Origin of the sequence: Pseudopedobacter saltans DSM 12145 (assembly GCF_000190735.1) — a bacterium.
In the GTDB taxonomy this organism is placed as follows: Bacteria; Bacteroidota; Bacteroidia; order Sphingobacteriales; family Sphingobacteriaceae; genus Pseudopedobacter; species Pseudopedobacter saltans.
In genome coordinates, this window is record NC_015177.1 from 2,484,783 (window position 1) to 2,504,252 (window position 19,470).

The window sequence follows — 19,470 nt, forward strand, 5'->3', positions numbered from 1 at the left end:
TTTGTTGATAGTTTAAAATTACGATTAACCTTGACGCTGTTTGTATTTCGGATTCTTTTTGTTAATCACGTATAATTTTCCTTTTCTACGGATTATTTTACAATCAGCGCTGCGCTTTTTGATTGATGCTCTAACTTTCATTTTCTTATTTATATCTATAAGTTATTCTGCCCTTTGTAAGATCATATGGTGACATCTCCAATTTCACTCGGTCTCCTGGTAATATTTTGATGTAGTGCATCCTCATTTTACCAGAAATATGTGCTATGATCTCGTGGCCATTCTCTAATTCAACACGAAACATTGCATTAGATAATGCTTCTTTTATTACTCCGTCTTGCTCTATAGAGGACTGTTTAGCCATATTTTTCCTTTTATTACTTAATTTCCACCGCGTAAAGCGGGACGCAAAATTAAATAATTTTTTTTATAAAATTAAACTTTATTCAAAACTTCTTCTATGTAATCAAAAGTTGACAAGATATCAGCCTTTCCTTTCTTAATTGCTACGGTATGTTCGAAGTGAGCCGAAAGCTTTCCATCTGTAGTAGAAACTGTCCATCCGTCATTCCAAAACTTTACTCCCGCTTTCCCCCCATTAATCATTGGCTCTATTGCTATCACCATTCCTTCCTGAAGTTTCATTCCCGAACCTCGGCGTCCGTAGTTAGGAACCTCCGGCTTTTCGTGTAAGTTATGTCCAACACCATGCCCTACCAATTCTCTTACTACACCAAAACCATTTCTCTCTGCATAATCCTGAACAGCAAAGCCTATGTCTCCTATCCTGCTTCCGGACAAAGCCTTCTCTATCCCCCTATTCAAACACTCCTTTGTAACATCTAATAATTCCCTGGCTTCAGAAGAAATGTCACCAACAGCAAATGTATATGCAGAATCTCCAAAAAAATTATTTTTAATAACCCCACAGTCTACAGACACAATATCACCTTCTTTCAGTTCGTAATTACTAGGAAAACCATGAACTACCTGATCATTCAGTGATATACATAATGAATAAGGAAAACCGTTGTAATTTAAAAAAGCAGGTATTGCTCCGTTATCTCTAATAAACTCTTCTGCTAAATTATTCAGCTTAAGAGTAGTGATACCAGGAGCAATAACTTTTGCTACTTCTGCCAAAGTCTTAGAAACTAACTGGGAACTTTCCCTTATCAATTCTATTTCTTCGTCAGTTTTAAAAATTACTTTTGACATGATATTAAATAGCTGAGCCTGCTGAAGCAACACTCACATCGCTACGTCCTTTAATTCTGCCAGTTTTCATTAAGCCATCATAGTGACGCATCAGCAAATAACTTTCTATCTGTTGTAATGTATCTAAAACAACAGCAACTAAAATTAACAGAGAAGTACCACCAAAGAAATGTGCAAATTGAGAGTTAACTCCCAAAATAATCGCTAATGAAGGTAAAATCGCTATTAATGCCAGGAAAATAGAACCGGGCAAAGTTATCTTCGAAATAACACTGTCTATATAATCTGATGTGCTTTTACCTGGTTTAACACCTGGAATAAAACCACCGTTCTTTTTCATATCATCCGACATTTGAGTTGGATTGATTGTGATAGCGGTATAAAAGAACGTAAACAATATAATCAATATAGCAAATGTTAAATTATATGCAACTGATGTATAATCACTAAAAGAAGCCAGAACAGAAGATTGCGCACTTGGAAAAAACTGTCCAATTGTTGACGGTATGAACATAATTGCTTGGGCAAAAATGATAGGCATAACCCCTGCTGCATTAAGCTTTAAAGGAATATACTGTCTAACACCACCATATTGTTTATTTCCAACAATCTTCTTAGCATATTGTACAGGAATTTTACGTGTACCCTGAATAATAAGTACAGTAAACATTATCACTGCAAAAAGGGCAACAAACTCAATAAAGAATGCTATTAAACCTCCTTGTCCTGTATTTCTGCTAATAAATTCTGCTGAAATTCCGTATGGTAATTGAGCAATAATTCCTACCATAATTAGTAAGGAAATACCGTTACCGATACCTTTATCAGTAATCTTCTCACCCATCCACATTACAAACATAGTTCCGGCAGTTAATATCGCCATAGCAGAAATGCTGAACAATGGATCTGATATTAATCTAGCTTCCGGACCAATTTGAGATTTAACATAACCAATAGCTTGTAAAGCTGTAATTGCGATTGTTAAATAACGTGTAATCTGAGTGATTTTTTTTCTTCCGCTTTCACCTTCCTTCTGCAACTTCTGGAAATAAGGAACTGCTATTCCTAGTAATTGGATAACAATAGACGCAGAAATGTAGGGCATAACACCTAATGCGAAGATTGACGCTCTAGAGAACGACCCTCCAGCAAACATGTTTAATAGACCTAACAATCCTTCTTTTGCTTGTCCTTCAAGAGATCTTGGATCTACACCGGGTAATACTATAAAAGACCCGATTCTATAAACTAAAAGAATTAAGAGCGTGTATAAAATACGCACTCTTAATTCCTCAATTTTCCAAATATTGGATAAAGTTGTGAACAGCTTCTTCATTAATTATAGTTTAACAACAGAACCACCTGCAGCTTCAATAGCTTTTTGTGCAGTTGCTGTAAATGCATGTGCTTTAACTTCTAATTTAGCTTTTAATTCGCCTCTTCCCAAAATTTTCACGATATCATTTTTAGATACCAAACCGTGAGCTTTTAGCGTTTCAAAATCTACTGCTGATAAATTAAATTTCTCAACAAGTGCTTGAAGAATATCTAGATTCACACCTACGTATTCTACTCGGTTAGCGTTTTTAAAGCCAACTTTAGGAACACGACGTTGTAAAGGCATCTGACCTCCTTCAAAACCTACCTTTGAAGAATAACCTGATCTAGAACCAGCTCCTTTATGACCACGTGTAGAAGTACCACCGCGACCAGATCCCGTTCCACGACCTATTCTCTTTCTATTTTTTATTGAACCTTCTGCAGGTTTTAAGTTACTTAAATTCATGGTAATTAAATTTTTTCAATTGCTACCAAATGATTCACTGCTTTAACCATTCCGATGATTGCCGGAGTAGCTTCAACTTCCACGCTCTGATTAACTTTTTTTAACCCTAAAGCCTGGATAGTTCTTTTTTGGCGCTCACTTCTATCGATCACGCTCTTAATTTGAGTTATTTTGATCTTAGCCATCGTATTATCCGTTAAAAACTTTATCTAATGAAACACCTCTGTGATGCGCTACTGTACGAGCATCTCTCATTTGAGCCAGAGCAGCTACCGTAGCTTTAACCACGTTGTGCGGATTAGAAGAACCCTTAGACTTAGCTAATACGTTATGAATACCAGCTGACTCCAAAACTGCCCTCATTGCACCACCTGCAATAACTCCAGTACCATTCGCTGCAGGTTTAACTAATACATAACCTCCAGAAAATTTACCTTCTTGTGCATGAGGTACTGTACCGTTGATTACCGGAACTCTAACCAAGTTCTTTTTAGCATCATCTATACCTTTTGCAATAGCTTCAGTAACCTCTTTTGCTTTTCCTAAACCGTAACCTACCACACCGTTCTCATCACCTACAACTACGATAGCTGAAAAACTGAAAGTACGTCCACCTTTAGTAACTTTAGCAACACGTTGGATGCTTACCAAACGATCTTTTAACTCAATCTCGTTTGCTTTTACTCTTTTTATATTGATAGTTGACATCTGCTTCTGAAATTAAAAGATTAAACCTGCTTCACGGGCACCATCTGCCAATGATTTGATACGGCCATGATATAAGTAACCGTTTCTATCAAACACTACTTTCGTAATTCCAGCAGCAATTGCCTTCTCAGCAACTTTTTTACCAACCTCTTTAGATTGATCTACTTTATTGCCCGTTGCACTGAAATCTTTTTCCGATGATGAAGCAGCAACTAAAGTTTTTCCAGCATTATCATCAATTACCTGAGCATAAATTCCCTTGTTACTTCTGAAAACAGTTAAACGAGGGCGCTCTGAAGAACCAGAAACTCTTCTTCTGATACCTTTTTTTATTCTATCTCTACGAGATAATCTAACTTTTCCTGCCATTACAATTATTTTTTAGCTGCTGATTTACCTGCTTTTCTTCTTAATGTTTCACCAACAAACTTGATACCTTTACCTTTATACGGCTCAGGAGCTCTCAATGAACGAATCTTAGCCGCAACCTGACCTAGCAATTGCTTATCTATCGATTCTAATGTGATTGTTGGGTTTTTACCTTTCTCCGAAGTAGTCGTAACTTTAACCTCATCTGGCAAAGCAAATACTACGTGGTGAGAGAAACCTAAAACTAGATCTAGGATATTACCTGTATTAGAAGCTCTATAACCAACACCCACTAACTCCTGAGTGATTTTAAAACCTTCTGTAACACCTAAAACCATGTTATTAAGTAAAGCTCTGTATAAACCATGTAAAGCTTTATGTCTTTTTTGGTCTGAAGGACGTTTAACTAAAAGAGTTCCCTCTTCTTGTTCAACGATAATATCAGAATCAATTTTTTGCGACAATTCACCTTTAGGGCCTTTTACTGTTACAACGTTATCTTTAGATACCGCTACAGTAACACCAGAAGGGATTGAAATTGGGGCTTTTCCTATTCTTGACATATCTATCTCCTCCTATTAATAAACATAACATAAAACTTCACCGCCTACATTTAACTGTTTGGCTTCCTTATCAGTCATTACTCCCTTAGAAGTGGACAAAATTGCAATACCTAAACCGTTTAATACTCGTGGCATAGTACCTACTCCTGCATACTTTCTCAAACCTGGTTTACTCGCTCTTGTGATTGTGCGAATAGCAGGAACTTTAGTTATCGGATGATATTTCAAAGCTACTTTAATTGTACCTTGAGAATTCGTTTCCTCAAACTTATAGTTCGTGATGTAACCTTTTTCAAAAAGTACTTTTGTAATTTCCTTTTTGATGTTTGATGCAGGAATTTCAACAACCCTATGGTTGGCCTTAATGGCATTCCTTACTCTTGTAAGATAATCTGCTATTGGATCTGTATACATTTTATTATATTAAATAAAAAGATTTTTTTGGACTGCAAAAGTACAAAAAAATCTTTTAGTTTTTTTATTTTATTACCAGCTAGCTTTTTTAACTCCTGGTATCTTACCTGCTAAGGCCATTTCACGAAAAGTAACACGCGAAATACCGAATTGACGCATATAACCTCTTGGACGCCCTGTTAATTTACAACGGTTGTGCAAACGAACTGGAGATGCATTTTTAGGCAATTTGTCAAGCGCTTCGTAATCACCAGCTGCTTTTAGAGCCTCGCGTTTAGCAGCAAATTTAGCTACTAATTTTTGACGCTTAATTTCGCGGGCTTTTAATCCTTCTTTAGCCATTGTTATTTATTTTGATTTTTAAATGGTAAACCGAACTGTTTTAGTAACTCTAACGCTTCAACATCAGTTTTTGCACTAGTTACAAAAGTGATATCCATACCTTGAATCTTATTGATTTTGTCAATGTTGATCTCAGGAAAAATGATTTGCTCAGATACACCTAATGTATAGTTACCTTTTCCATCGAAACCTTTATCGTTAATACCTTTAAAGTCACGGATACGAGGTAAAGCAACAGCTACTAAACGATCTAAGAATTCGTACATTTGGTTATCACGTAAAGTTACACGAACACCTACAGGCATCCCTTTACGTAATTTAAAGTTCGAAATATCTTTCTTAGACTTAGCAGCAACCGCTTGCTGACCGGTAATTGTAGTTAATTCAGAAATAGCAAACTCGACAACTTTTTTATCAGTTACTCCAGCTCCAACACCTTGGTTGATAGCTATTTTCTCTAACTTAGGAACCTGCATAACGCTTTTGTATTGGAATTTATCCTTAAGCGCTGATACGATTTCCTCTTTATATTTACTTTTTAATCTTGGTGTATAAGCCATTACTTAATCTCCTCCCCAGATTTTTTTGCTACTCTAACTAACTTGCCTTCAGAGTTTTTCACTCTGCCAACTCTTGTCGGTTTACCTGATTTAGGATCTACCAACATTAAGTTAGAAATATGAATTGGGGCTTCTTTTTTTATAATACCACCGTTAGGGTTAGAAGCACTTGGTTTAGTATGTTTAGAAACCATGTTGATACCTTCAACAATAGCTCTGTTCTCTTTAACCAAAACCTCAACTATTTTCCCTTGCTGTCCTTTAGAGTCTCCAGCGATAACCTTTACTAAATCGCCTTTGCGGATCTTTAATTTAGGTGTTGTTTTCTTCTTTTCCATTTTACAATACCTCCGGTGCTAATGATACAATTTTCATGAATTGTTTTTCACGCAACTCTCTTGCAACTGGACCAAAGATACGAGTACCTCTCGGCTCGTTTTGGTTGTTTAACAATACTGCCGCGTTGTCGTCAAAACGAATATAAGAACCGTCTTTTCTTCTGATTTCTTTCTTCGTTCTAACTACCACAGCTTTAGATACAGTACCTTTTTTGATGTTTCCTGAAGGAAGTGCAGATTTTACACTTACTACGATCTTATCACCAATTGAAGCGTATCTCTTGCGGGTACCACCTAACACACGGATAACTAAAACTTCTTTAGCTCCAGAGTTGTCAGCTACGTTTAATCGTGATTCCTGTTGTACCATCTTACTTAGCCCTTTCTAAAATTTCAACTAATCTCCAGTTTTTGTTCTTACTCAGAGGACGTGTCTCCATGATCAAAACAGTATCACCAATACCGCAATCATTTTTCTCGTCATGAGCCATAAATTTGGTTGTCGTTTTTACGAACTTACCATAAATCGGGTGCTTCACCTTTCTTTCAACTGCAACTACGATAGATTTCTCCATTTTGTTGCTAACCACTAACCCAATTCTTGTTTTTCTTAAATTTCTTTCCATGTCGACTCTAAAATTATGAGTTACTTTCAGAAGCTGCCTCAGCCTTACGCTTAGATAATTCTGTGTTCAAGCGGGCTATTTCTTTTCTAGCCTTGTTGATTCTAGAAGGGTTCTCTACAGAAGAAACTGCATGAGCAAATTTCAACTTCGTTAGAGTAGCTTTGCCTTCCTGAATCTTGGCAACGATTTCCTCGTTAGTCAGCGCTGATATTTCTGCGTATTTCATTTTATTAATAGTTGTTAGTTAAAGTTAATCATAGCTAGGTAACGGCTAGCTATGAAACTAAAAACCGATTTTATGCTTCTACGTAATCTCTACGTACAACAAACTTAGTTTGTACAGGTAATTTTTGAGCAGCTAAACGCATAGCTTCTTTAGCTATTTCGTAAGGCACACCTTCTGCTTCGAAAAGGATTCTGCCTGGTCTAACTACTGCTACCCAGTACTCAGGAGCACCCTTACCTTTACCCATACGTACCTCAGCTGGCTTTTTAGTAACCGGCTTGTCTGGGAAGATACGGATCCAAACCTGACCCTCACGTTTCATAAAACGTGTTACCGCAATACGGGCAGCTTCAATCTGGCGGCTGGTAATCCAACACTCTTCCATTGATTTTATTCCGAATGAACCGAATGCAAGCTCAGCGCCACGAGTGGCAAGGCCTTTCATTCTGCCCTTCTGCATTTTTCTGAACTTCGTTCTTTTTGGCTGTAACATTACTTTTTTCTTTAATCGTTAAACGATAGTGTTTACTGAATTATCTTTTTCCTTTACCTCCACGGTGGTTACCGCCACGGTTACCGCCTTTTCTGTCTCCTCTTTCGCCTCTTCCGCCGAAGTTTGAAGAACCTTCAGATTTTCCACCTTTTCCAGTATTAGCTCCGATATTTGGAGATAAATCTCTCTTACCGTAAACTTCTCCTTTACAAATCCATACTTTGATACCAATTTTACCGTAAGTAGTTAATGCTTCACCTAAAGCATAATCGATATCTGCTCTGAATGTATGTAATGGAATTCTACCTTCTTTGTATTGTTCAGAACGAGCCATCTCTGCACCGCCTAAACGGCCAGAGCACATAATCTTGATACCTTCAGCACCCATTCTCATGGTTGAAGCAATTGAAGTTTTCATAGCTCTTCTGAAAGAGATACGAGCCTCTAATTGTTTCGCTACGCCGTCAGCAACCAATTTCGCATCCAGTTCAGGACGTTTAATCTCGAAAATATTGATTTGAACATCTTTCTTAGTCAATTTCTTTAACTCTTCTTTGATCTTATCAACTTCCGATCCGCCTTTACCGATAACGATTCCTGGACGAGCAGTATGAATTGTTACTGTAATACGTTTTAATGTTCTTTCGATAACAACTTTAGAAACTCCACCTTTTGCAACACGTACAGAAAGATATTTACGGATTTTCTCGTCCTCAACTAATTTGTCAGAGTAGTTATTACCTCCATACCAGTTAGAATCCCATCCTCTGATGATACCTAACCTATTTCCTATTGGATTAGCTTTTTGTCCCATTTCTGATTAGTTAGTTTGAGGTTCAACAATTTTGCTATCTACTACTAAAGTTACGTGGTTAGAACGCTTACGAATTCTGTACCCGCGACCTTGAGGAGCTGGTCTTAAACGTTTCAATTGACGTCCACCATCTACAGAGATGTATTTCACATACAACTGAGCGTCTTCAGTGCTTTGACCCTCGTTTTTTACTTCCCAATTTTTTATTGCTGACAATAAAAGTTTCTCAACTTTACCAGCAGCTTCCTTATTGGTGTATTTTAAAATATATAAAGCCTTCTCAACGCGTTCACCTCTGATTAGATCAACAACTAGTCTCATTTTACGAGGCGAAGTAGGGCAATTATTTAATTTTGCTATTGCTTCCATTTCTTAATTATCTTTTCTTATCAGAGTGACCTCTAAATGTTCTGGTTGGAGCGAATTCGCCTAATTTGTGACCAACCATATTCTCGGTTACATAAACCGGAATAAATTTATTTCCGTTGTGTACTGCAAATGTATGACCTACGAAATCCGGAGAAATCATTGATCTTCTTGACCATGTTTTGATTACAGTTCTTTTGCCAGAATCGTTCATGGCAGTAACTTTTCTATCTAAGTTATGATCAATATAAGGTCCTTTTTTAATCGAACGAGACATTATTTCTTCCTCCTTTCAACGATGAAACGATCTGAGTATTTCTTTTTATCACGGGTTTTGAAACCTTTAGCTAAAACGCCATTTCTAGAGCGTGGGTGACCACCAGATGATCTACCTTCACCACCTCCCATAGGGTGATCAACAGGGTTCATCGCTACACCTCTCACTCTTGGACGGCGGCCTAACCAACGTTTTCTACCTGCTTTACCTAATACTTCGTTAGCGTGTTCAGAGTTAGATACTGTTCCGATTGTTGCTATACAAGTAACCAAGATTAAACGGGTCTCTCCTGAAGGTAATTTTATGGTTGCATATTTACCATCTCTCGCTGCTAATTGTGCATAAGATCCGGCACTTCTTGCAATCTGACCACCTCTACCTGGTTTTAATTCAATGTTATGAATAATAGAACCTAGAGGGATTTTTGCAAGTGTTAAAGCATTTCCTATCTCAGGTGTTGCTGTATCACCAGAAACTACTTTTTGTCCTACTTTAATACCTTCTGGAGCGATGATATATCTTTTCTCACCATCTGCATAATGTAATAAAGCGATACGGGCAGTACGATTTGGATCGTATTCTACTGTAGCTACTGTTGCGGGGATATCTTTCTTGTCGCGTTTGAAGTCAATTAATCGGTACAATTGCTTGTGTCCCCCACCGATATAACGCATAGTCATTTTACCAGCACTGTTACGGCCACCTGATCTCTTTCCTTTTACTACAAGAGATTTTTCAGGAGTTTTGGTCGTGATTTCAGTGAAATCATTTCCAATTCTGAAACGGGTACCCGGAGTTACTGGTTTAAATTTTCTTAAGCCCATAATTCAATTAAATATTGCTATAAAAGTCAATAGTTTCGCCTGCTTTTAAGGTAATGATAGCTTTTTTATATTTTGCTGATCTACCTTGTACAATTCCAGTTTTTGTTGATCTCGTTTTATTTTTTCCAACGATAACCTGTGTATTTACGTCCTCAACAGTAACACCATACATCGCTTCAACAGCAGCTTTGATCTGGATTTTGTTAGCTCTATAATCACACTGGAAAGTGTAACGGTTTAATTTGTCAGTTAACAGAGCGGCTTTTTCTGTAAGCACTGGTTTTTTTAAAATTTCCATATTACTTTGCTAATGCCTCCTCTAATGTTTTAACAGAACCTGTTGTTAATACTAATTTCGCTGCATCCAATACATCGTATGTATTTAAATCAGAAGCAACTACAACTTTTGCTTTAGGTAAATTTCTGCTTGCTAAGTATACATTTTCATTTCCTTCGGCTAAAACAACTAATGTTTTCTCGTTAGAAGAATTTAAAGCGCTTAACAAGTTTAAGAAGTTTTTAGTCTTTGGAGTTTCGAAATTGAAATCCTCTAATACTAAAATACTGTTACCTTGTGCTTTGTAAGATAAAGCCGATTTACGAGCAAGTTCTTTTAATTTTTTGTTCAGCTTAAAGCTGTAATCACGTGGTTGAGGACCAAAGATTCTACCACCACCATTAAACAATGGAGATTTAATAGATCCAGCTCTTGCACCACCTGTACCTTTTTGTTTGTACAATTTTCTGGTTGAACCAGCAATTTCGTTACGCTGTTTAGATTTGTGAGTACCTTGACGTTGGTTAGCCAAATACTGTTTTACATCTAAATAAATAGCGTGATCGTTAGGCTCAATACCAAAGATTCCCTCAGGAAGTTGCACCTTGGCACCTGTTTCTTTACCTGAGATGTTTAATACTTTAACTTCCATCTTACTTCTCAATTAATACGTACGAACCTTTCGCTCCCGGAATAGAACCGCTAACAACCAATAAGTTTTGCTCTGCAAAAACTTTAACGATTTGAAGATTTTGGATTTTCACTCTGGAACCACCAGTTCTTCCAGCCATTCTCATTCCTTTAAATACTCTTGAAGGGAATGAAGAAGCACCTAATGAACCCGGAGCTCTCATACGGTTGTGCTGACCGTGAGTTTGCATACCCACACCACCAAAACCATGGCGTTTCACAACACCTTGAAAACCTTTACCTTTAGAAGTACCAACTACATCTACATAGTCACCTTCTTCAAAAAGAGTCACATCAACTACTTCACCTAAAGTCTTCTCAACTTCGAAGTACTTGAACTCAACCATTTTACGTTTAGGTGCAGTACCCGCTTTCGCGAAGTGACCTTTTAACGCAGCAGTCGTGTTTTTCTCTTTTTTCTCGTCGTACGCTAATTGAACAGCAGCATAGCCATCTGTCTCGACGGTTTTAACTTGTGTAACTACACAAGGCCCAGCCTCGATCACAGTACAAGGAATATTCTTTCCTTCTGCATCGAAAATACTGGTCATTCCTACTTTTTTTCCAATAATTCCTGACATTTTTTAAAATTTAATCACCCATCGAAGCAGTAGGGCTTCGCTCAAGGTGGACACACTTATCCCAAAAGGGACGGCAAAGATAAGAAACGATTATTAATAATCAAATACTTAGCTATTTATTTTTATTTATTTATCCACATATTTTGTTCCGGCCAAACAAAGAAAAACCGGACATTAAATCGCAGCTTATGAGAAGATATTTGATTTTTTTCTTACCGTTTACAATATAAATCTCGAAACGATGTTTTTAATAGTAATCAAAACATTCTGCTCATTATGAATATATCTAAAAAGATTACTAGTGTTTTTATCTATTTTGCTTTCCTTTTTTCAATTAATAGTAAAGCTGCAACTCCGGTTTCCCCTTCTTTAGATGAACAATTTAAATCCTTATTTGAAAGCTCCAATAACTACCAGGAGTATAAAGTCATTAAAAGGGCAGCGTTCGAAAAATTATGGAGAAGTACAAGTGACTCAATAAAAGCAAAAGAAAAACTGACTAAAAATAGCTCCAGCCTGATTAGAGAAAGAGATAACGCGATCAACAAACTCAAACAAGATTTATCCAGGAAAAATGAAGAATTACAGCAAGCGATTAATTCTAATAATGAAATTTCACTCCTGGGTTTTATTCCTCTTCAAAAAGCAAATTATAATATTTTAATCTGTATAGTAATCGCATTATTGATCGTAGCTTGTACATTTCTTTACTTAAAAACAAATTATGCAAACAAAGTAGCCTCTGAAAAAAGAAATCTTTACGAAGAATTATCTGAAGAATACAGGCTATTTAAAACCCGATCACATGAAAACGAAAAAAAACTAGCCCGAGCCTTACAGGACGAACGAAATAAACTGGCAGAACATAATATATTATAAAAACAATGCCCGTTTTAAACACATTTTATATATGCTTAAAGCGGGCAATAAATTAGCTAAGTTTCTTTATCAACTCGGCACTTTGTATTCTTCCATGATCCAGCAATTCTGAAAAAAACTCCTTTGTTTCATTAAAATGGGTTTTATACCCTTCCATATCTTTATATTTTATAATTGCAGCCCATTCTCTCACCGCTGTATGAAACTCCAGATCATCTCCCCTAATACTTTTATCATACAAAGCTGCCAGTATCGTATCCTCTAATAATTCATCATTCTTAAATAAATACTCAACAATTCCCAATCTTAACCTAAAGGGAGGAGTTTGTCCGACCAAGTTATCATAGGGATTAATTTTTAACGAGTGCCAGGCATCTACCATAGCGAGCAGGCTTAAATGAGAATTTGGCTTTCTATGATCATTTGCATCTCCTATTCCAAACTCTTTCATAATTTCATAATCAAACAAGATCAAGTTCTTTTGTCCGTGAAAAACAAAATCCCGGGCTTCATAAATCCTCTTTCTAAAATTAACCTCATCTTCTTGAATCATCATTTTGAATAACTCAGACTCAGATTTTGCATAAGCGCTAATTTGTTCCTGCGCATATGGATTCAATATAGCCAAGCCCGCATAGACATGGGCTTTATATCCATATATCCTCAACATGGTCAATATCTTTACATTATCAATACCACTGGTATACACGCCGTTTGTCCATGGGTAATACCCGGCATTTTTCCACGCTGTCCCCATACTTTCAAAACCCATATGGGTTAACGCCTGAGTATCTGCCATCATTCTGTCATGCTGATGGTAATCCTCCAATTCAATAATAATAGATCCCAGTACTTTCAATACCGCCAAAGCCTCTTGATATCTTTCTTTACTAATTCTATGAGGAGCAACAATAAGTCTTTGACCTTCGGTTCCAAATCCGGGACCATGGAGAGAATGCGTAAGGATTAGCGAAGTTTCCTTAGGTAAATAACGTTCAAAAGCCTCTACCTCTGGTGTCTTCACAGATGTCATTCCCGTTACTATCGCATGATGGTTAGTATATAAAGCACAAGAAGCAACCACCTCTCCTACTTTTTCCGCTTCCACCGCATAAAAGATAAAATCCGACTGTTTAGAAACTTCTCTACCGTCCGAAAGCACTTTAACCCCGTAAGGGGAAAGTTCTCTATTTAACTCCTCTTCTCGCTCGGGAAGATCGCAACCTAAAACATCAAACCCCTCTTGGGCAAACTTTTTAGCATAAAGCTTACCCATATCTCCTAAACCTATTATACCAATATTCATTAACGGTAAAAATAAGAAAAACAAAATCAGATAGATAATTTCTCATTAGAAAAATAAATAACTGATTATCAAAACATAAAAACTAAAAAACAAAAAATATCAAAAGCATTATATAAATGGCATAGTTTATGTTTAGATGGGGTTGGTATAAAATTTAATAACACATGAAAAGATTTTTTCTATTATTTGCTGCATTATTTGCTTTGTCTTTGTCACAAGCTTCAGCACAGGATTACAAAAATGCGATTGGTGGTCGCTTTGGATCTGCTAACGGTGTGAGTTTTAAAACAGGTTTAAATAAAGGTGCTATGCTAGAACTAGTTGGTAACTTTAGAAGTCACGATCATGCAAACTGGTTTAGAATTACTGGGCTATATGAAAAATACAATCCAATCAATGGAGCTCCGGGCTTAAACTGGTACTATGGAGGTGGTGCATCTATAGGATCTTACAAAGTAAAAGGCTATGATGGAGACTTCTATTTAGCAGCTAACGGCGTGTTAGGTTTAGACTACAAATTTAATGGCGCACCTATCAACATTTCTCTTGACTGGGTACCTGCATTGGAATTAACTCCCAATACTGGCTTTTGGGGTGGTGATGTTGGTTTAGGTTTAAGATTTACTTTTTAACAAATTAACTCACAAAGAAAAAGGGCTTCGAAAATTCGAAGCCCTTTTTCTTTGTGTATATTAAAGCAAAATCACACTTTGATCTCCACTTCAACACCTGAAGGTAATTCCAATTTCATTAAGGCATCAACAGTTTTCGCAGAAGCACTGTAGATATCTAATAATCTTTTGTAAGAACATAATTGGAACTGCTCTCTTGCTTTTTTGTTAACGTGAGGTGAACGTAATACAGTATAGATTTTTTTCTCTGTTGGAAGAGGAATAGGTCCGCTAACTACTGCACCTGTAGGTTTAACTGTTTTTACGATTTTCTCAGCAGATTTATCCACTAAATTGTAATCGTAAGATTTTAATTTAATTCTGATTCTTTGGCTCATTTTATTATTTAATTAATGATTTACGTTAGAGCTATTTGTAACGCAAACCGGATTTACTTATTAAGTTTAAAGTAGAAAGTTAAAAGTGCAAAGCTACTTTAAACTCTCTACTCAAAACTTTAGACTTTTATTATGCGTTTGCTTTAGCGCCTTTTACTTTAGCTACAACCTCTTCCTGGATGTTTTTCGGTGCAGCTTCGTAGTGATCAAACTCCATAGTAGAAGTTGCTCTACCTGAAGTAATCGTACGCAACTGAGTTACATAACCGAACATCTCAGAAAGTGGGACTAATGCTTTAATTACCTGAGACCCATTTCTAGAGTCAAGACCTTGCATTTGACCACGACGACGGTTTAAGTCGCCCATAACATCACCCATGTTCTCTTCTGGAGTTAATACTTCAACCTTCATGATTGGCTCCATTAAAACTGGAGAACATTTAGGTAAAGCCTCACGGTAAGCCATTCTAGCTGCCAATTCGAAAGATAGAGAATCTGAATCGACTGCGTGGAATGATCCATCGATCAAACGAACTTTCATACCTGACAATGGGTAACCAGCTAATACACCATTAGACATTGAAGTCTCAAAACCTTTTTGAACAGAAGGAATATATTCTCTTGGAATAGCACCACCCACGATTTCGTTAACAAATTGAAGAGGTGATTTAACAACATCCCAATCCTCATCTGCAGGAGAAATAACAACTTTAATATCCGCAAATTTACCACGACCACCTGATTGTTTTTTATACACTTCGCGGTGTTCTGTAGTTCCGTGAATCGACTCTTTATAAGCAACTTGAGGAGCTCCCTGGTTAACTTCAACTTTGAACTCACGTCTTAAACGATCAATTAAGATATCTAAGTGAAGCTCACCCATACCTGATATAACAGTTTGACCAGTATCTGCATCCGTTTTAACAACGAAAGTAGGATCCTCTTCTGCTAATTTAGAAAGACCAATACCTAATTTATCAACGTCAGCTTGTGTTTTAGGCTCGATAGCTAAACCAATAACTGGCTCAGGGAATACCATAGATTCTAACACAATAGGGTGTTTTTCATCACATAATGTATCTCCTGTTTTGATATCTTTAAAACCTACTACTGCACCAATATCACCTGCTCCAATTCTCTCGATTGGGTTTTGCTTGTTAGCATGCATTTGGAAGATACGAGAGATACGCTCTTTATTACCTGAACGAGTGTTCAATACATATGAACCAGCCTCTAATACACCTGAGTATGCACGTACGAAACATAAACGACCTACGAATGGGTCAGTTGCAATTTTGAAACCTAAAGCAGCGAATGGTTCAGACTCAGACGGTTTACGTATAATTTCTTCACCTGTATTAGGATTAGTACCTTTTACCGCTTCAATATCAAGAGGCGAAGGCAATAATTCCATTACTAAGTCAAGCATAGTTTGTACACCTTTGTTTTTGAAAGATGAACCACAAACCATAGGAACGATTGCATTATCTAAAACAGCTTTACGTAAAGCATCCAAAATTTCACGCTCTGTTAAAGAGTTAGGATCTTCGAAGAATTTCTCCATTAACGACTCATCATAAGAAGCAACAGCTTCTAATAATTTTTCGCGGTATTCAGCAACTTCATCCAACATATCAGCAGGGATAGGAACTTCTGTAAAAGTCATACCTTTATCAGCCTCGTTCCAAACCATACCACGATTGTTGATTAAGTCAACTACTCCCTCAAAGCCGTCCTCAGCTCCAATTGGCAATTGTAATGCTACTGCATTTGAACCAAGCATGTCTTTAACCTGCTTAACTACTTTTAAGAAGTCAGCACCTGAACGGTCCATTTTGTTCACGAAACCAATACGAGGAACTTTGTAACCATCTGCTAAACGCCAGTTAGTCTCAGATTGAGGCTCAACACCGTCAACAGCTGAAAACAAGAAAACTAATCCGTCTAGTACACGTAAAGAACGGTTTACCTCTACGGTAAAGTCAACGTGTCCAGGAGTATCGATTACGTTAACCTGATATTTTTTATTACGGTAGTTCCAGAATACTGTTACAGCTGCAGAAGTGATCGTGATACCACGCTCTTGCTCTTGCGCCATCCAGTCAGTAGTAGCAGAACCTTCGTGAGTTTCTCCTAATTTATGGTTAACACCAGAGTAAAATAAAATACGCTCTGTTGTTGTAGTTTTACCGGCATCAATGTGGGCAGCGATACCGATATTTCTAACTAATTTTAAATCTTTTGCCATTATTTGATTTTTATATCTCTGATTTTTGATGTCTAAAGTAAAACACCGATTATCTGTTTAGAACAAAGATATCGGTGTTTTACTTTTCTATCAATTCATTCAGTTAAATTAGAATCTGAAGTGAGAGAATGCTTTATTAGCTTCAGCCATTTTGTGAGTATCTTCTCTTTTCTTAACCGCAGCACCCTCACCTTTAGCTGCAGAAATGATTTCACCAGCTAATTTTTCCATCATAGTTTTCTCACCACGTTTTCTTGAATAGGTGATTAACCATTTAATACCTAAAGCAATTTTACGCTCAGGTCTTACCTCTGTAGGTACCTGGAAGTTAGCACCACCAACACGGCGAGACTTAACTTCAACTCCAGGCATAACGTTATTTAAAGCTTTTTTCCATTGCTCTAAACCATTTTCGCTTGTTTTAGTTTCTACAATCTCGATTGCTTTGTAGAAAATATCGTATGCGATAGATTTTTTACCGTCATACATCATATTATTCACAAACCTAGTAACCAAGGTGTCATTAAACTTTGGATCAGGCAGGATAATTCTCTTTTTTGGTTTCGACTTTCTCATGTTCTTTTCCTCCGTTTAATTATTTCTTTTTACCTTTTGCTGGAGCAGCTGCCGCTTGTCCTGGTTTAGGTCTCTTAGTTCCGTATTTAGAACGACGTTGATTTCTACCAGCTACACCTGCTGTATCTAATGCACCACGAACGATGTGGTAACGAACACCCGGTAAATCTTTCACTCTGCCACCACGTACCAGAACAATTGAGTGCTCTTGTAAGTTGTGTCCTTCACCTGGAATATACGCGTTAACCTCTTTTCCGTTTGTTAAACGAACACGGGCTACTTTACGCATTGCTGAGTTTGGTTTTTTAGGGGTAGTAGTATATACACGTGTACATACGCCTCTTCGCTGTGGACAGTTGTCCAACGCTGGGGATTTACTCTTATCCTCCAGAGCTACTCTACCTTTCCTAACTAATTGTTGAATAGTAGGCATTAAATAATCTTTATTTTTTTATTTATTAAATGTTTACCCTTTCAAATCAATGCTTTACACACCTAACATAAAAGGACTGCAAAGGTAAATTTTTATTTTTTGATTTTCAATAGATTATGAAATATTTTTTTGAACACCAACTATATGAAATATCATTGATTTGATTTTTCACTAAAGTCGCAATTAGGAATGCAGCGAAAGCCCCCTACCTAGTTCAGTTGTAATAAGAAAACGAAAGTATGGCTTATCTTTACACTACTTTCTGATATTTAATAGTTACAGTGCTAATACCGGAACCGGGAAACTACCTGATTATATACGTATATATACGTGTTAATAGCGGAACCAAAACATAGATAACAAAAAAAGTATAGGATGGCATATGCTTTGTATCAGGGCTAATAAATAAAACTATTAAAAACATGCCGAACACAAAAAATCACGACTCAAAAAGCAAGGCTTCTAAAGAGTCAAACGATTCAAAAGGAACAAAAGGAAAAGCTTCTTCTGAAAAAGAAATGAAAGCTAGTTCTAAGAAAAAGTAAACATACAAAAGGCTTTCCTTAATCGGGAAAGCCTTTTGTTTAACCAATTATTCTTAAACTATCAGCATATTTATTGATAAACCATTCAATCGCGGGATGCTGATTTATTCGCTGATGAGCCAAAGCAACTTCGGTAAAAATGAAGTCCATATTTAAAGACGTAAAACATAAATCCAGATAACGATATTGTAATGTAGATGACAGTGGTAGTATCGAAACCCCCAAACCTTTATCCACCAGCTGTAAAATAGAATGAATATTATTGACCTGATGAGCAACATCTGGATAAAAACCAATCCTTTGACATAAATCCATTAATTTCTCATGGAAATGAGGAGCGTAGCCATGATTAAAAAACACAAAAGATTTATCATGTAAATACTTAAACAGGTCAGCCTCATTTGCACAACTAATCTTTTCTTTGGTCACCAAAACAAATGGATCTGTAAACAAATGTTTTAAACTTAAAACTCCGGAATTTATCGGCGTCCTGAGAATTCCTATATCCAGTTTTCCCTCCTCCAAAGCTACAATCTGCTTTACAGAAGGAATTTCGTAAAGTTTCGTTTTAACAAATGGAAACACGACGAGCATCTCTTTTAGAACTGCTACTAAATTTTCATGAAATGTAGAACTGATATACCCAATCCTTAACTCACCACTAACCGAATCGTGAATTTGTCTGACAACAGCCTTACTTTCAGACAAATTATTAAACAATTTATCAATCTCCTTTTTGAAATAAGCCCCTGCATCAGTTAGCTCGACCTTTTTGTTGTTTCTGGTAAAAAGAACTACACCAAGTTCGTCTTCCAATTCTTTAATCTGCCTGCTTAAAGGCGGTTGCGACACAAATAACTTAGCTGCTGCTTTCCGAAAATGTAATTCTTCAGCCACTGTTTTAAAATAAAGCAAATGTCTCAATTCCATATTGATACTCCAAAAGAATCACAATAATACAAAATAAGTATTTCCAAAGTATCATATAACATTTTAAGTTTG

The 19,470-nt window shown here is 36.7% G+C and carries 33 protein-coding genes; 3 read left to right on the plus strand and 30 right to left on the minus strand.

Translation table 11 applies throughout. From position 1 onward, the window contains the following. Positions 1-24: 24 nt before the first annotated feature. The 24 genes from rpmJ to rplC all read right to left on the minus strand — a co-directional run bounded on the left by rpmJ (position 25) and on the right by rplC (position 11,472). The gene (gene rpmJ, locus PEDSA_RS19880) at positions 25-141 is read right to left on the minus strand and encodes a 50S ribosomal protein L36 (RefSeq protein WP_008506259.1); all 117 of its coding nucleotides are present in this window, start codon (positions 139-141) and stop codon (positions 25-27) included. Between the two features lie 4 nt (positions 142-145). Then, the gene (gene infA / locus PEDSA_RS10620) at positions 146-364 is read right to left on the minus strand and encodes a translation initiation factor IF-1 (RefSeq protein ID WP_013633164.1); all 219 of its coding nucleotides are present in this window, start codon (positions 362-364) and stop codon (positions 146-148) included. A gap of 71 nt (positions 365-435) precedes the next feature. Next, positions 436-1,218, minus strand: a complete 783-nt coding sequence (map, locus tag PEDSA_RS10625) for a type I methionyl aminopeptidase (protein WP_013633165.1) — start codon at positions 1,216-1,218, stop codon at positions 436-438. A gap of 4 nt (positions 1,219-1,222) precedes the next feature. Next, positions 1,223-2,554 carry a preprotein translocase subunit SecY gene (gene secY, locus PEDSA_RS10630; RefSeq protein WP_013633166.1) on the minus strand — a complete coding sequence of 444 codons (1,332 nt, stop codon included), beginning with the start codon at positions 2,552-2,554 and terminating at the stop codon, positions 1,223-1,225. A gap of 3 nt (positions 2,555-2,557) precedes the next feature. Continuing rightward, on the minus strand, positions 2,558-3,004 hold the full coding sequence (gene rplO / locus PEDSA_RS10635) for a 50S ribosomal protein L15 (RefSeq protein ID WP_013633167.1): 447 nt from the start codon (positions 3,002-3,004) through the stop codon (positions 2,558-2,560). 5 nt (positions 3,005-3,009) lie between these two features. Then, positions 3,010-3,189 (minus strand): 50S ribosomal protein L30, encoded by a 180-nt coding sequence (rpmD, locus tag PEDSA_RS10640; RefSeq protein ID WP_013633168.1) that lies wholly within the window; start codon positions 3,187-3,189, stop codon positions 3,010-3,012. 4 nt (positions 3,190-3,193) lie between these two features. Next, positions 3,194-3,712, minus strand: a complete 519-nt coding sequence (gene rpsE / locus PEDSA_RS10645; protein WP_013633169.1) for a 30S ribosomal protein S5 — start codon at positions 3,710-3,712, stop codon at positions 3,194-3,196. Positions 3,713-3,724: 12 nt separating this feature from the next. Continuing rightward, entirely contained in the window at positions 3,725-4,081 is a 357-nt protein-coding gene (gene rplR / locus PEDSA_RS10650) for a 50S ribosomal protein L18 (RefSeq protein ID WP_013633170.1), read from the minus strand. Between the two features lie 5 nt (positions 4,082-4,086). Further along, complete coding sequence (gene rplF / locus PEDSA_RS10655; protein ID WP_013633171.1) at positions 4,087-4,644, minus strand: 50S ribosomal protein L6; 558 nt, start codon at positions 4,642-4,644, stop codon at positions 4,087-4,089. A 15-nt stretch (positions 4,645-4,659) separates the two neighbouring features. Then, the gene (gene rpsH / locus PEDSA_RS10660; RefSeq protein ID WP_013633172.1) at positions 4,660-5,058 is read right to left on the minus strand and encodes a 30S ribosomal protein S8; all 399 of its coding nucleotides are present in this window, start codon (positions 5,056-5,058) and stop codon (positions 4,660-4,662) included. A 72-nt stretch (positions 5,059-5,130) separates the two neighbouring features. Beyond that, on the minus strand, positions 5,131-5,400 hold the full coding sequence (rpsN, locus tag PEDSA_RS10665) for a 30S ribosomal protein S14 (RefSeq protein WP_013633173.1): 270 nt from the start codon (positions 5,398-5,400) through the stop codon (positions 5,131-5,133). Positions 5,401-5,402: 2 nt separating this feature from the next. Beyond that, on the minus strand, positions 5,403-5,960 hold the full coding sequence (gene rplE, locus PEDSA_RS10670; RefSeq protein ID WP_013633174.1) for a 50S ribosomal protein L5: 558 nt from the start codon (positions 5,958-5,960) through the stop codon (positions 5,403-5,405). Beyond that, the gene (gene rplX / locus PEDSA_RS10675) at positions 5,960-6,298 is read right to left on the minus strand and encodes a 50S ribosomal protein L24 (protein WP_013633175.1); all 339 of its coding nucleotides are present in this window, start codon (positions 6,296-6,298) and stop codon (positions 5,960-5,962) included. Before rplX ends, rplE begins: the two co-directional genes overlap by 1 nt. A 1-nt stretch (position 6,299) precedes the next feature. Further along, positions 6,300-6,668 carry a 50S ribosomal protein L14 gene (gene rplN / locus PEDSA_RS10680; protein WP_013633176.1) on the minus strand — a complete coding sequence of 123 codons (369 nt, stop codon included), beginning with the start codon at positions 6,666-6,668 and terminating at the stop codon, positions 6,300-6,302. A gap of 1 nt (position 6,669) precedes the next feature. Next, a complete protein-coding gene (gene rpsQ, locus PEDSA_RS10685; protein ID WP_013633177.1) occupies positions 6,670-6,924 on the minus strand; it encodes a 30S ribosomal protein S17 in 255 nt (84 codons plus the stop codon). Positions 6,925-6,937: 13 nt separating this feature from the next. After that, on the minus strand, positions 6,938-7,150 hold the full coding sequence (rpmC, locus tag PEDSA_RS10690; RefSeq protein WP_013633178.1) for a 50S ribosomal protein L29: 213 nt from the start codon (positions 7,148-7,150) through the stop codon (positions 6,938-6,940). Between the two features lie 70 nt (positions 7,151-7,220). Then, positions 7,221-7,643: a 50S ribosomal protein L16 gene (rplP, locus tag PEDSA_RS10695; RefSeq protein WP_013633179.1), complete on the minus strand. Its 423-nt coding sequence runs from the start codon at positions 7,641-7,643 to the stop codon at positions 7,221-7,223. 40 nt (positions 7,644-7,683) lie between these two features. Beyond that, complete coding sequence (gene rpsC, locus PEDSA_RS10700; RefSeq protein WP_013633180.1) at positions 7,684-8,457, minus strand: 30S ribosomal protein S3; 774 nt, start codon at positions 8,455-8,457, stop codon at positions 7,684-7,686. A gap of 6 nt (positions 8,458-8,463) precedes the next feature. Beyond that, entirely contained in the window at positions 8,464-8,826 is a 363-nt protein-coding gene (rplV, locus tag PEDSA_RS10705; RefSeq protein WP_013633181.1) for a 50S ribosomal protein L22, read from the minus strand. A 7-nt stretch (positions 8,827-8,833) separates the two neighbouring features. Then, a complete protein-coding gene (rpsS, locus tag PEDSA_RS10710; protein WP_013633182.1) occupies positions 8,834-9,100 on the minus strand; it encodes a 30S ribosomal protein S19 in 267 nt (88 codons plus the stop codon). Next, complete coding sequence (rplB, locus tag PEDSA_RS10715) at positions 9,100-9,924, minus strand: 50S ribosomal protein L2 (RefSeq protein WP_013633183.1); 825 nt, start codon at positions 9,922-9,924, stop codon at positions 9,100-9,102. The genes rpsS and rplB overlap by 1 nt, the downstream gene beginning before the upstream one ends. Before the next feature lie 7 nt (positions 9,925-9,931). Further along, a complete protein-coding gene (gene rplW / locus PEDSA_RS10720; RefSeq protein WP_013633184.1) occupies positions 9,932-10,222 on the minus strand; it encodes a 50S ribosomal protein L23 in 291 nt (96 codons plus the stop codon). Position 10,223: 1 nt separating this feature from the next. Beyond that, a complete protein-coding gene (gene rplD, locus PEDSA_RS10725) occupies positions 10,224-10,853 on the minus strand; it encodes a 50S ribosomal protein L4 (RefSeq protein WP_013633185.1) in 630 nt (209 codons plus the stop codon). Position 10,854: 1 nt separating this feature from the next. Further along, positions 10,855-11,472 carry a 50S ribosomal protein L3 gene (rplC, locus tag PEDSA_RS10730; protein WP_013633186.1) on the minus strand — a complete coding sequence of 206 codons (618 nt, stop codon included), beginning with the start codon at positions 11,470-11,472 and terminating at the stop codon, positions 10,855-10,857. 276 nt (positions 11,473-11,748) lie between these two features. Between rplC and PEDSA_RS10735 the strand changes: the two genes are divergently transcribed. Beyond that, the gene (locus tag PEDSA_RS10735) at positions 11,749-12,351 is read left to right on the plus strand and encodes a hypothetical protein (protein ID WP_013633187.1); all 603 of its coding nucleotides are present in this window, start codon (positions 11,749-11,751) and stop codon (positions 12,349-12,351) included. 52 nt (positions 12,352-12,403) lie between these two features. Here PEDSA_RS10735 and PEDSA_RS10740 read toward each other — a convergent pair whose 3' ends face one another. Then, positions 12,404-13,657: a prephenate dehydrogenase gene (locus tag PEDSA_RS10740; RefSeq protein WP_013633188.1), complete on the minus strand. Its 1,254-nt coding sequence runs from the start codon at positions 13,655-13,657 to the stop codon at positions 12,404-12,406. Between the two features lie 164 nt (positions 13,658-13,821). Between PEDSA_RS10740 and PEDSA_RS10745 the strand changes: the two genes are divergently transcribed. Further along, positions 13,822-14,289, plus strand: a complete 468-nt coding sequence (locus tag PEDSA_RS10745; RefSeq protein WP_013633189.1) for a hypothetical protein — start codon at positions 13,822-13,824, stop codon at positions 14,287-14,289. A gap of 71 nt (positions 14,290-14,360) precedes the next feature. Here PEDSA_RS10745 and rpsJ read toward each other — a convergent pair whose 3' ends face one another. From rpsJ to rpsL, 4 genes are all read right to left on the minus strand, one after another. Continuing rightward, complete coding sequence (rpsJ, locus tag PEDSA_RS10750) at positions 14,361-14,666, minus strand: 30S ribosomal protein S10 (RefSeq protein WP_013633190.1); 306 nt, start codon at positions 14,664-14,666, stop codon at positions 14,361-14,363. 130 nt (positions 14,667-14,796) lie between these two features. Continuing rightward, on the minus strand, positions 14,797-16,914 hold the full coding sequence (gene fusA / locus PEDSA_RS10755; RefSeq protein WP_013633191.1) for an elongation factor G: 2,118 nt from the start codon (positions 16,912-16,914) through the stop codon (positions 14,797-14,799). A gap of 108 nt (positions 16,915-17,022) precedes the next feature. After that, a complete protein-coding gene (gene rpsG / locus PEDSA_RS10760; protein WP_013633192.1) occupies positions 17,023-17,490 on the minus strand; it encodes a 30S ribosomal protein S7 in 468 nt (155 codons plus the stop codon). A gap of 19 nt (positions 17,491-17,509) precedes the next feature. Then, entirely contained in the window at positions 17,510-17,923 is a 414-nt protein-coding gene (rpsL, locus tag PEDSA_RS10765) for a 30S ribosomal protein S12 (protein ID WP_013633193.1), read from the minus strand. A 422-nt stretch (positions 17,924-18,345) separates the two neighbouring features. Between rpsL and PEDSA_RS20515 the strand changes: the two genes are divergently transcribed. Further along, positions 18,346-18,468 carry a hypothetical protein gene (locus PEDSA_RS20515; protein WP_013633194.1) on the plus strand — a complete coding sequence of 41 codons (123 nt, stop codon included), beginning with the start codon at positions 18,346-18,348 and terminating at the stop codon, positions 18,466-18,468. Positions 18,469-18,507: 39 nt separating this feature from the next. Here PEDSA_RS20515 and PEDSA_RS10770 read toward each other — a convergent pair whose 3' ends face one another. Continuing rightward, positions 18,508-19,365 (minus strand): LysR substrate-binding domain-containing protein, encoded by an 858-nt coding sequence (locus tag PEDSA_RS10770; protein WP_245546751.1) that lies wholly within the window; start codon positions 19,363-19,365, stop codon positions 18,508-18,510. Positions 19,366-19,470: the final 105 nt, after the last annotated feature.

Excerpts from the sequence above, each read along its gene's own strand:
- rpmJ (WP_008506259.1), bottom strand. The coding sequence starts at position 141 with ATGAAAGTTAGAGCATCAATCAAAAAGCGCAGCGCTGATTGTAAAATA.
- infA (WP_013633164.1), bottom strand. The coding sequence starts at position 364 with ATGGCTAAACAGTCCTCTATAGAGCAAGACGGAGTAATAAAAGAAGCA.
- map (WP_013633165.1), bottom strand. The coding sequence starts at position 1,218 with ATGTCAAAAGTAATTTTTAAAACTGACGAAGAAATAGAATTGATAAGG.
- secY (WP_013633166.1), bottom strand. The coding sequence starts at position 2,554 with ATGAAGAAGCTGTTCACAACTTTATCCAATATTTGGAAAATTGAGGAA.
- rplO (WP_013633167.1), bottom strand. The coding sequence starts at position 3,004 with ATGAATTTAAGTAACTTAAAACCTGCAGAAGGTTCAATAAAAAATAGA.
- rpmD (WP_013633168.1), bottom strand. The coding sequence starts at position 3,189 with ATGGCTAAGATCAAAATAACTCAAATTAAGAGCGTGATCGATAGAAGT.
- rpsE (WP_013633169.1), bottom strand. The coding sequence starts at position 3,712 with ATGTCAACTATCAATATAAAAAGAGTAAAAGCAAACGAGATTGAGTTA.
- rplR (WP_013633170.1), bottom strand. The coding sequence starts at position 4,081 with ATGGCAGGAAAAGTTAGATTATCTCGTAGAGATAGAATAAAAAAAGGT.
- rplF (WP_013633171.1), bottom strand. The coding sequence starts at position 4,644 with ATGTCAAGAATAGGAAAAGCCCCAATTTCAATCCCTTCTGGTGTTACT.
- rpsH (WP_013633172.1), bottom strand. The coding sequence starts at position 5,058 with ATGTATACAGATCCAATAGCAGATTATCTTACAAGAGTAAGGAATGCC.
- rpsN (WP_013633173.1), bottom strand. The coding sequence starts at position 5,400 with ATGGCTAAAGAAGGATTAAAAGCCCGCGAAATTAAGCGTCAAAAATTA.
- rplE (WP_013633174.1), bottom strand. The coding sequence starts at position 5,960 with ATGGCTTATACACCAAGATTAAAAAGTAAATATAAAGAGGAAATCGTA.
- rplX (WP_013633175.1), bottom strand. The coding sequence starts at position 6,298 with ATGGAAAAGAAGAAAACAACACCTAAATTAAAGATCCGCAAAGGCGAT.
- rplN (WP_013633176.1), bottom strand. The coding sequence starts at position 6,668 with ATGGTACAACAGGAATCACGATTAAACGTAGCTGACAACTCTGGAGCT.
- rpsQ (WP_013633177.1), bottom strand. The coding sequence starts at position 6,924 with ATGGAAAGAAATTTAAGAAAAACAAGAATTGGGTTAGTGGTTAGCAAC.
- rpmC (WP_013633178.1), bottom strand. The coding sequence starts at position 7,150 with ATGAAATACGCAGAAATATCAGCGCTGACTAACGAGGAAATCGTTGCC.
- rplP (WP_013633179.1), bottom strand. The coding sequence starts at position 7,643 with ATGTTACAGCCAAAAAGAACGAAGTTCAGAAAAATGCAGAAGGGCAGA.
- rpsC (WP_013633180.1), bottom strand. The coding sequence starts at position 8,457 with ATGGGACAAAAAGCTAATCCAATAGGAAATAGGTTAGGTATCATCAGA.
- rplV (WP_013633181.1), bottom strand. The coding sequence starts at position 8,826 with ATGGAAGCAATAGCAAAATTAAATAATTGCCCTACTTCGCCTCGTAAA.
- rpsS (WP_013633182.1), bottom strand. The coding sequence starts at position 9,100 with ATGTCTCGTTCGATTAAAAAAGGACCTTATATTGATCATAACTTAGAT.
- rplB (WP_013633183.1), bottom strand. The coding sequence starts at position 9,924 with ATGGGCTTAAGAAAATTTAAACCAGTAACTCCGGGTACCCGTTTCAGA.
- rplW (WP_013633184.1), bottom strand. The coding sequence starts at position 10,222 with ATGGAAATTTTAAAAAAACCAGTGCTTACAGAAAAAGCCGCTCTGTTA.
- rplD (WP_013633185.1), bottom strand. The coding sequence starts at position 10,853 with ATGGAAGTTAAAGTATTAAACATCTCAGGTAAAGAAACAGGTGCCAAG.
- rplC (WP_013633186.1), bottom strand. The coding sequence starts at position 11,472 with ATGTCAGGAATTATTGGAAAAAAAGTAGGAATGACCAGTATTTTCGAT.
- PEDSA_RS10735 (WP_013633187.1), top strand. The coding sequence starts at position 11,749 with ATGAATATATCTAAAAAGATTACTAGTGTTTTTATCTATTTTGCTTTC.
- PEDSA_RS10740 (WP_013633188.1), bottom strand. The coding sequence starts at position 13,657 with ATGAATATTGGTATAATAGGTTTAGGAGATATGGGTAAGCTTTATGCT.
- PEDSA_RS10745 (WP_013633189.1), top strand. The coding sequence starts at position 13,822 with ATGAAAAGATTTTTTCTATTATTTGCTGCATTATTTGCTTTGTCTTTG.
- rpsJ (WP_013633190.1), bottom strand. The coding sequence starts at position 14,666 with ATGAGCCAAAGAATCAGAATTAAATTAAAATCTTACGATTACAATTTA.
- fusA (WP_013633191.1), bottom strand. The coding sequence starts at position 16,914 with ATGGCAAAAGATTTAAAATTAGTTAGAAATATCGGTATCGCTGCCCAC.
- rpsG (WP_013633192.1), bottom strand. The coding sequence starts at position 17,490 with ATGAGAAAGTCGAAACCAAAAAAGAGAATTATCCTGCCTGATCCAAAG.
- rpsL (WP_013633193.1), bottom strand. The coding sequence starts at position 17,923 with ATGCCTACTATTCAACAATTAGTTAGGAAAGGTAGAGTAGCTCTGGAG.
- PEDSA_RS20515 (WP_013633194.1), top strand. The coding sequence starts at position 18,346 with ATGCCGAACACAAAAAATCACGACTCAAAAAGCAAGGCTTCTAAAGAG.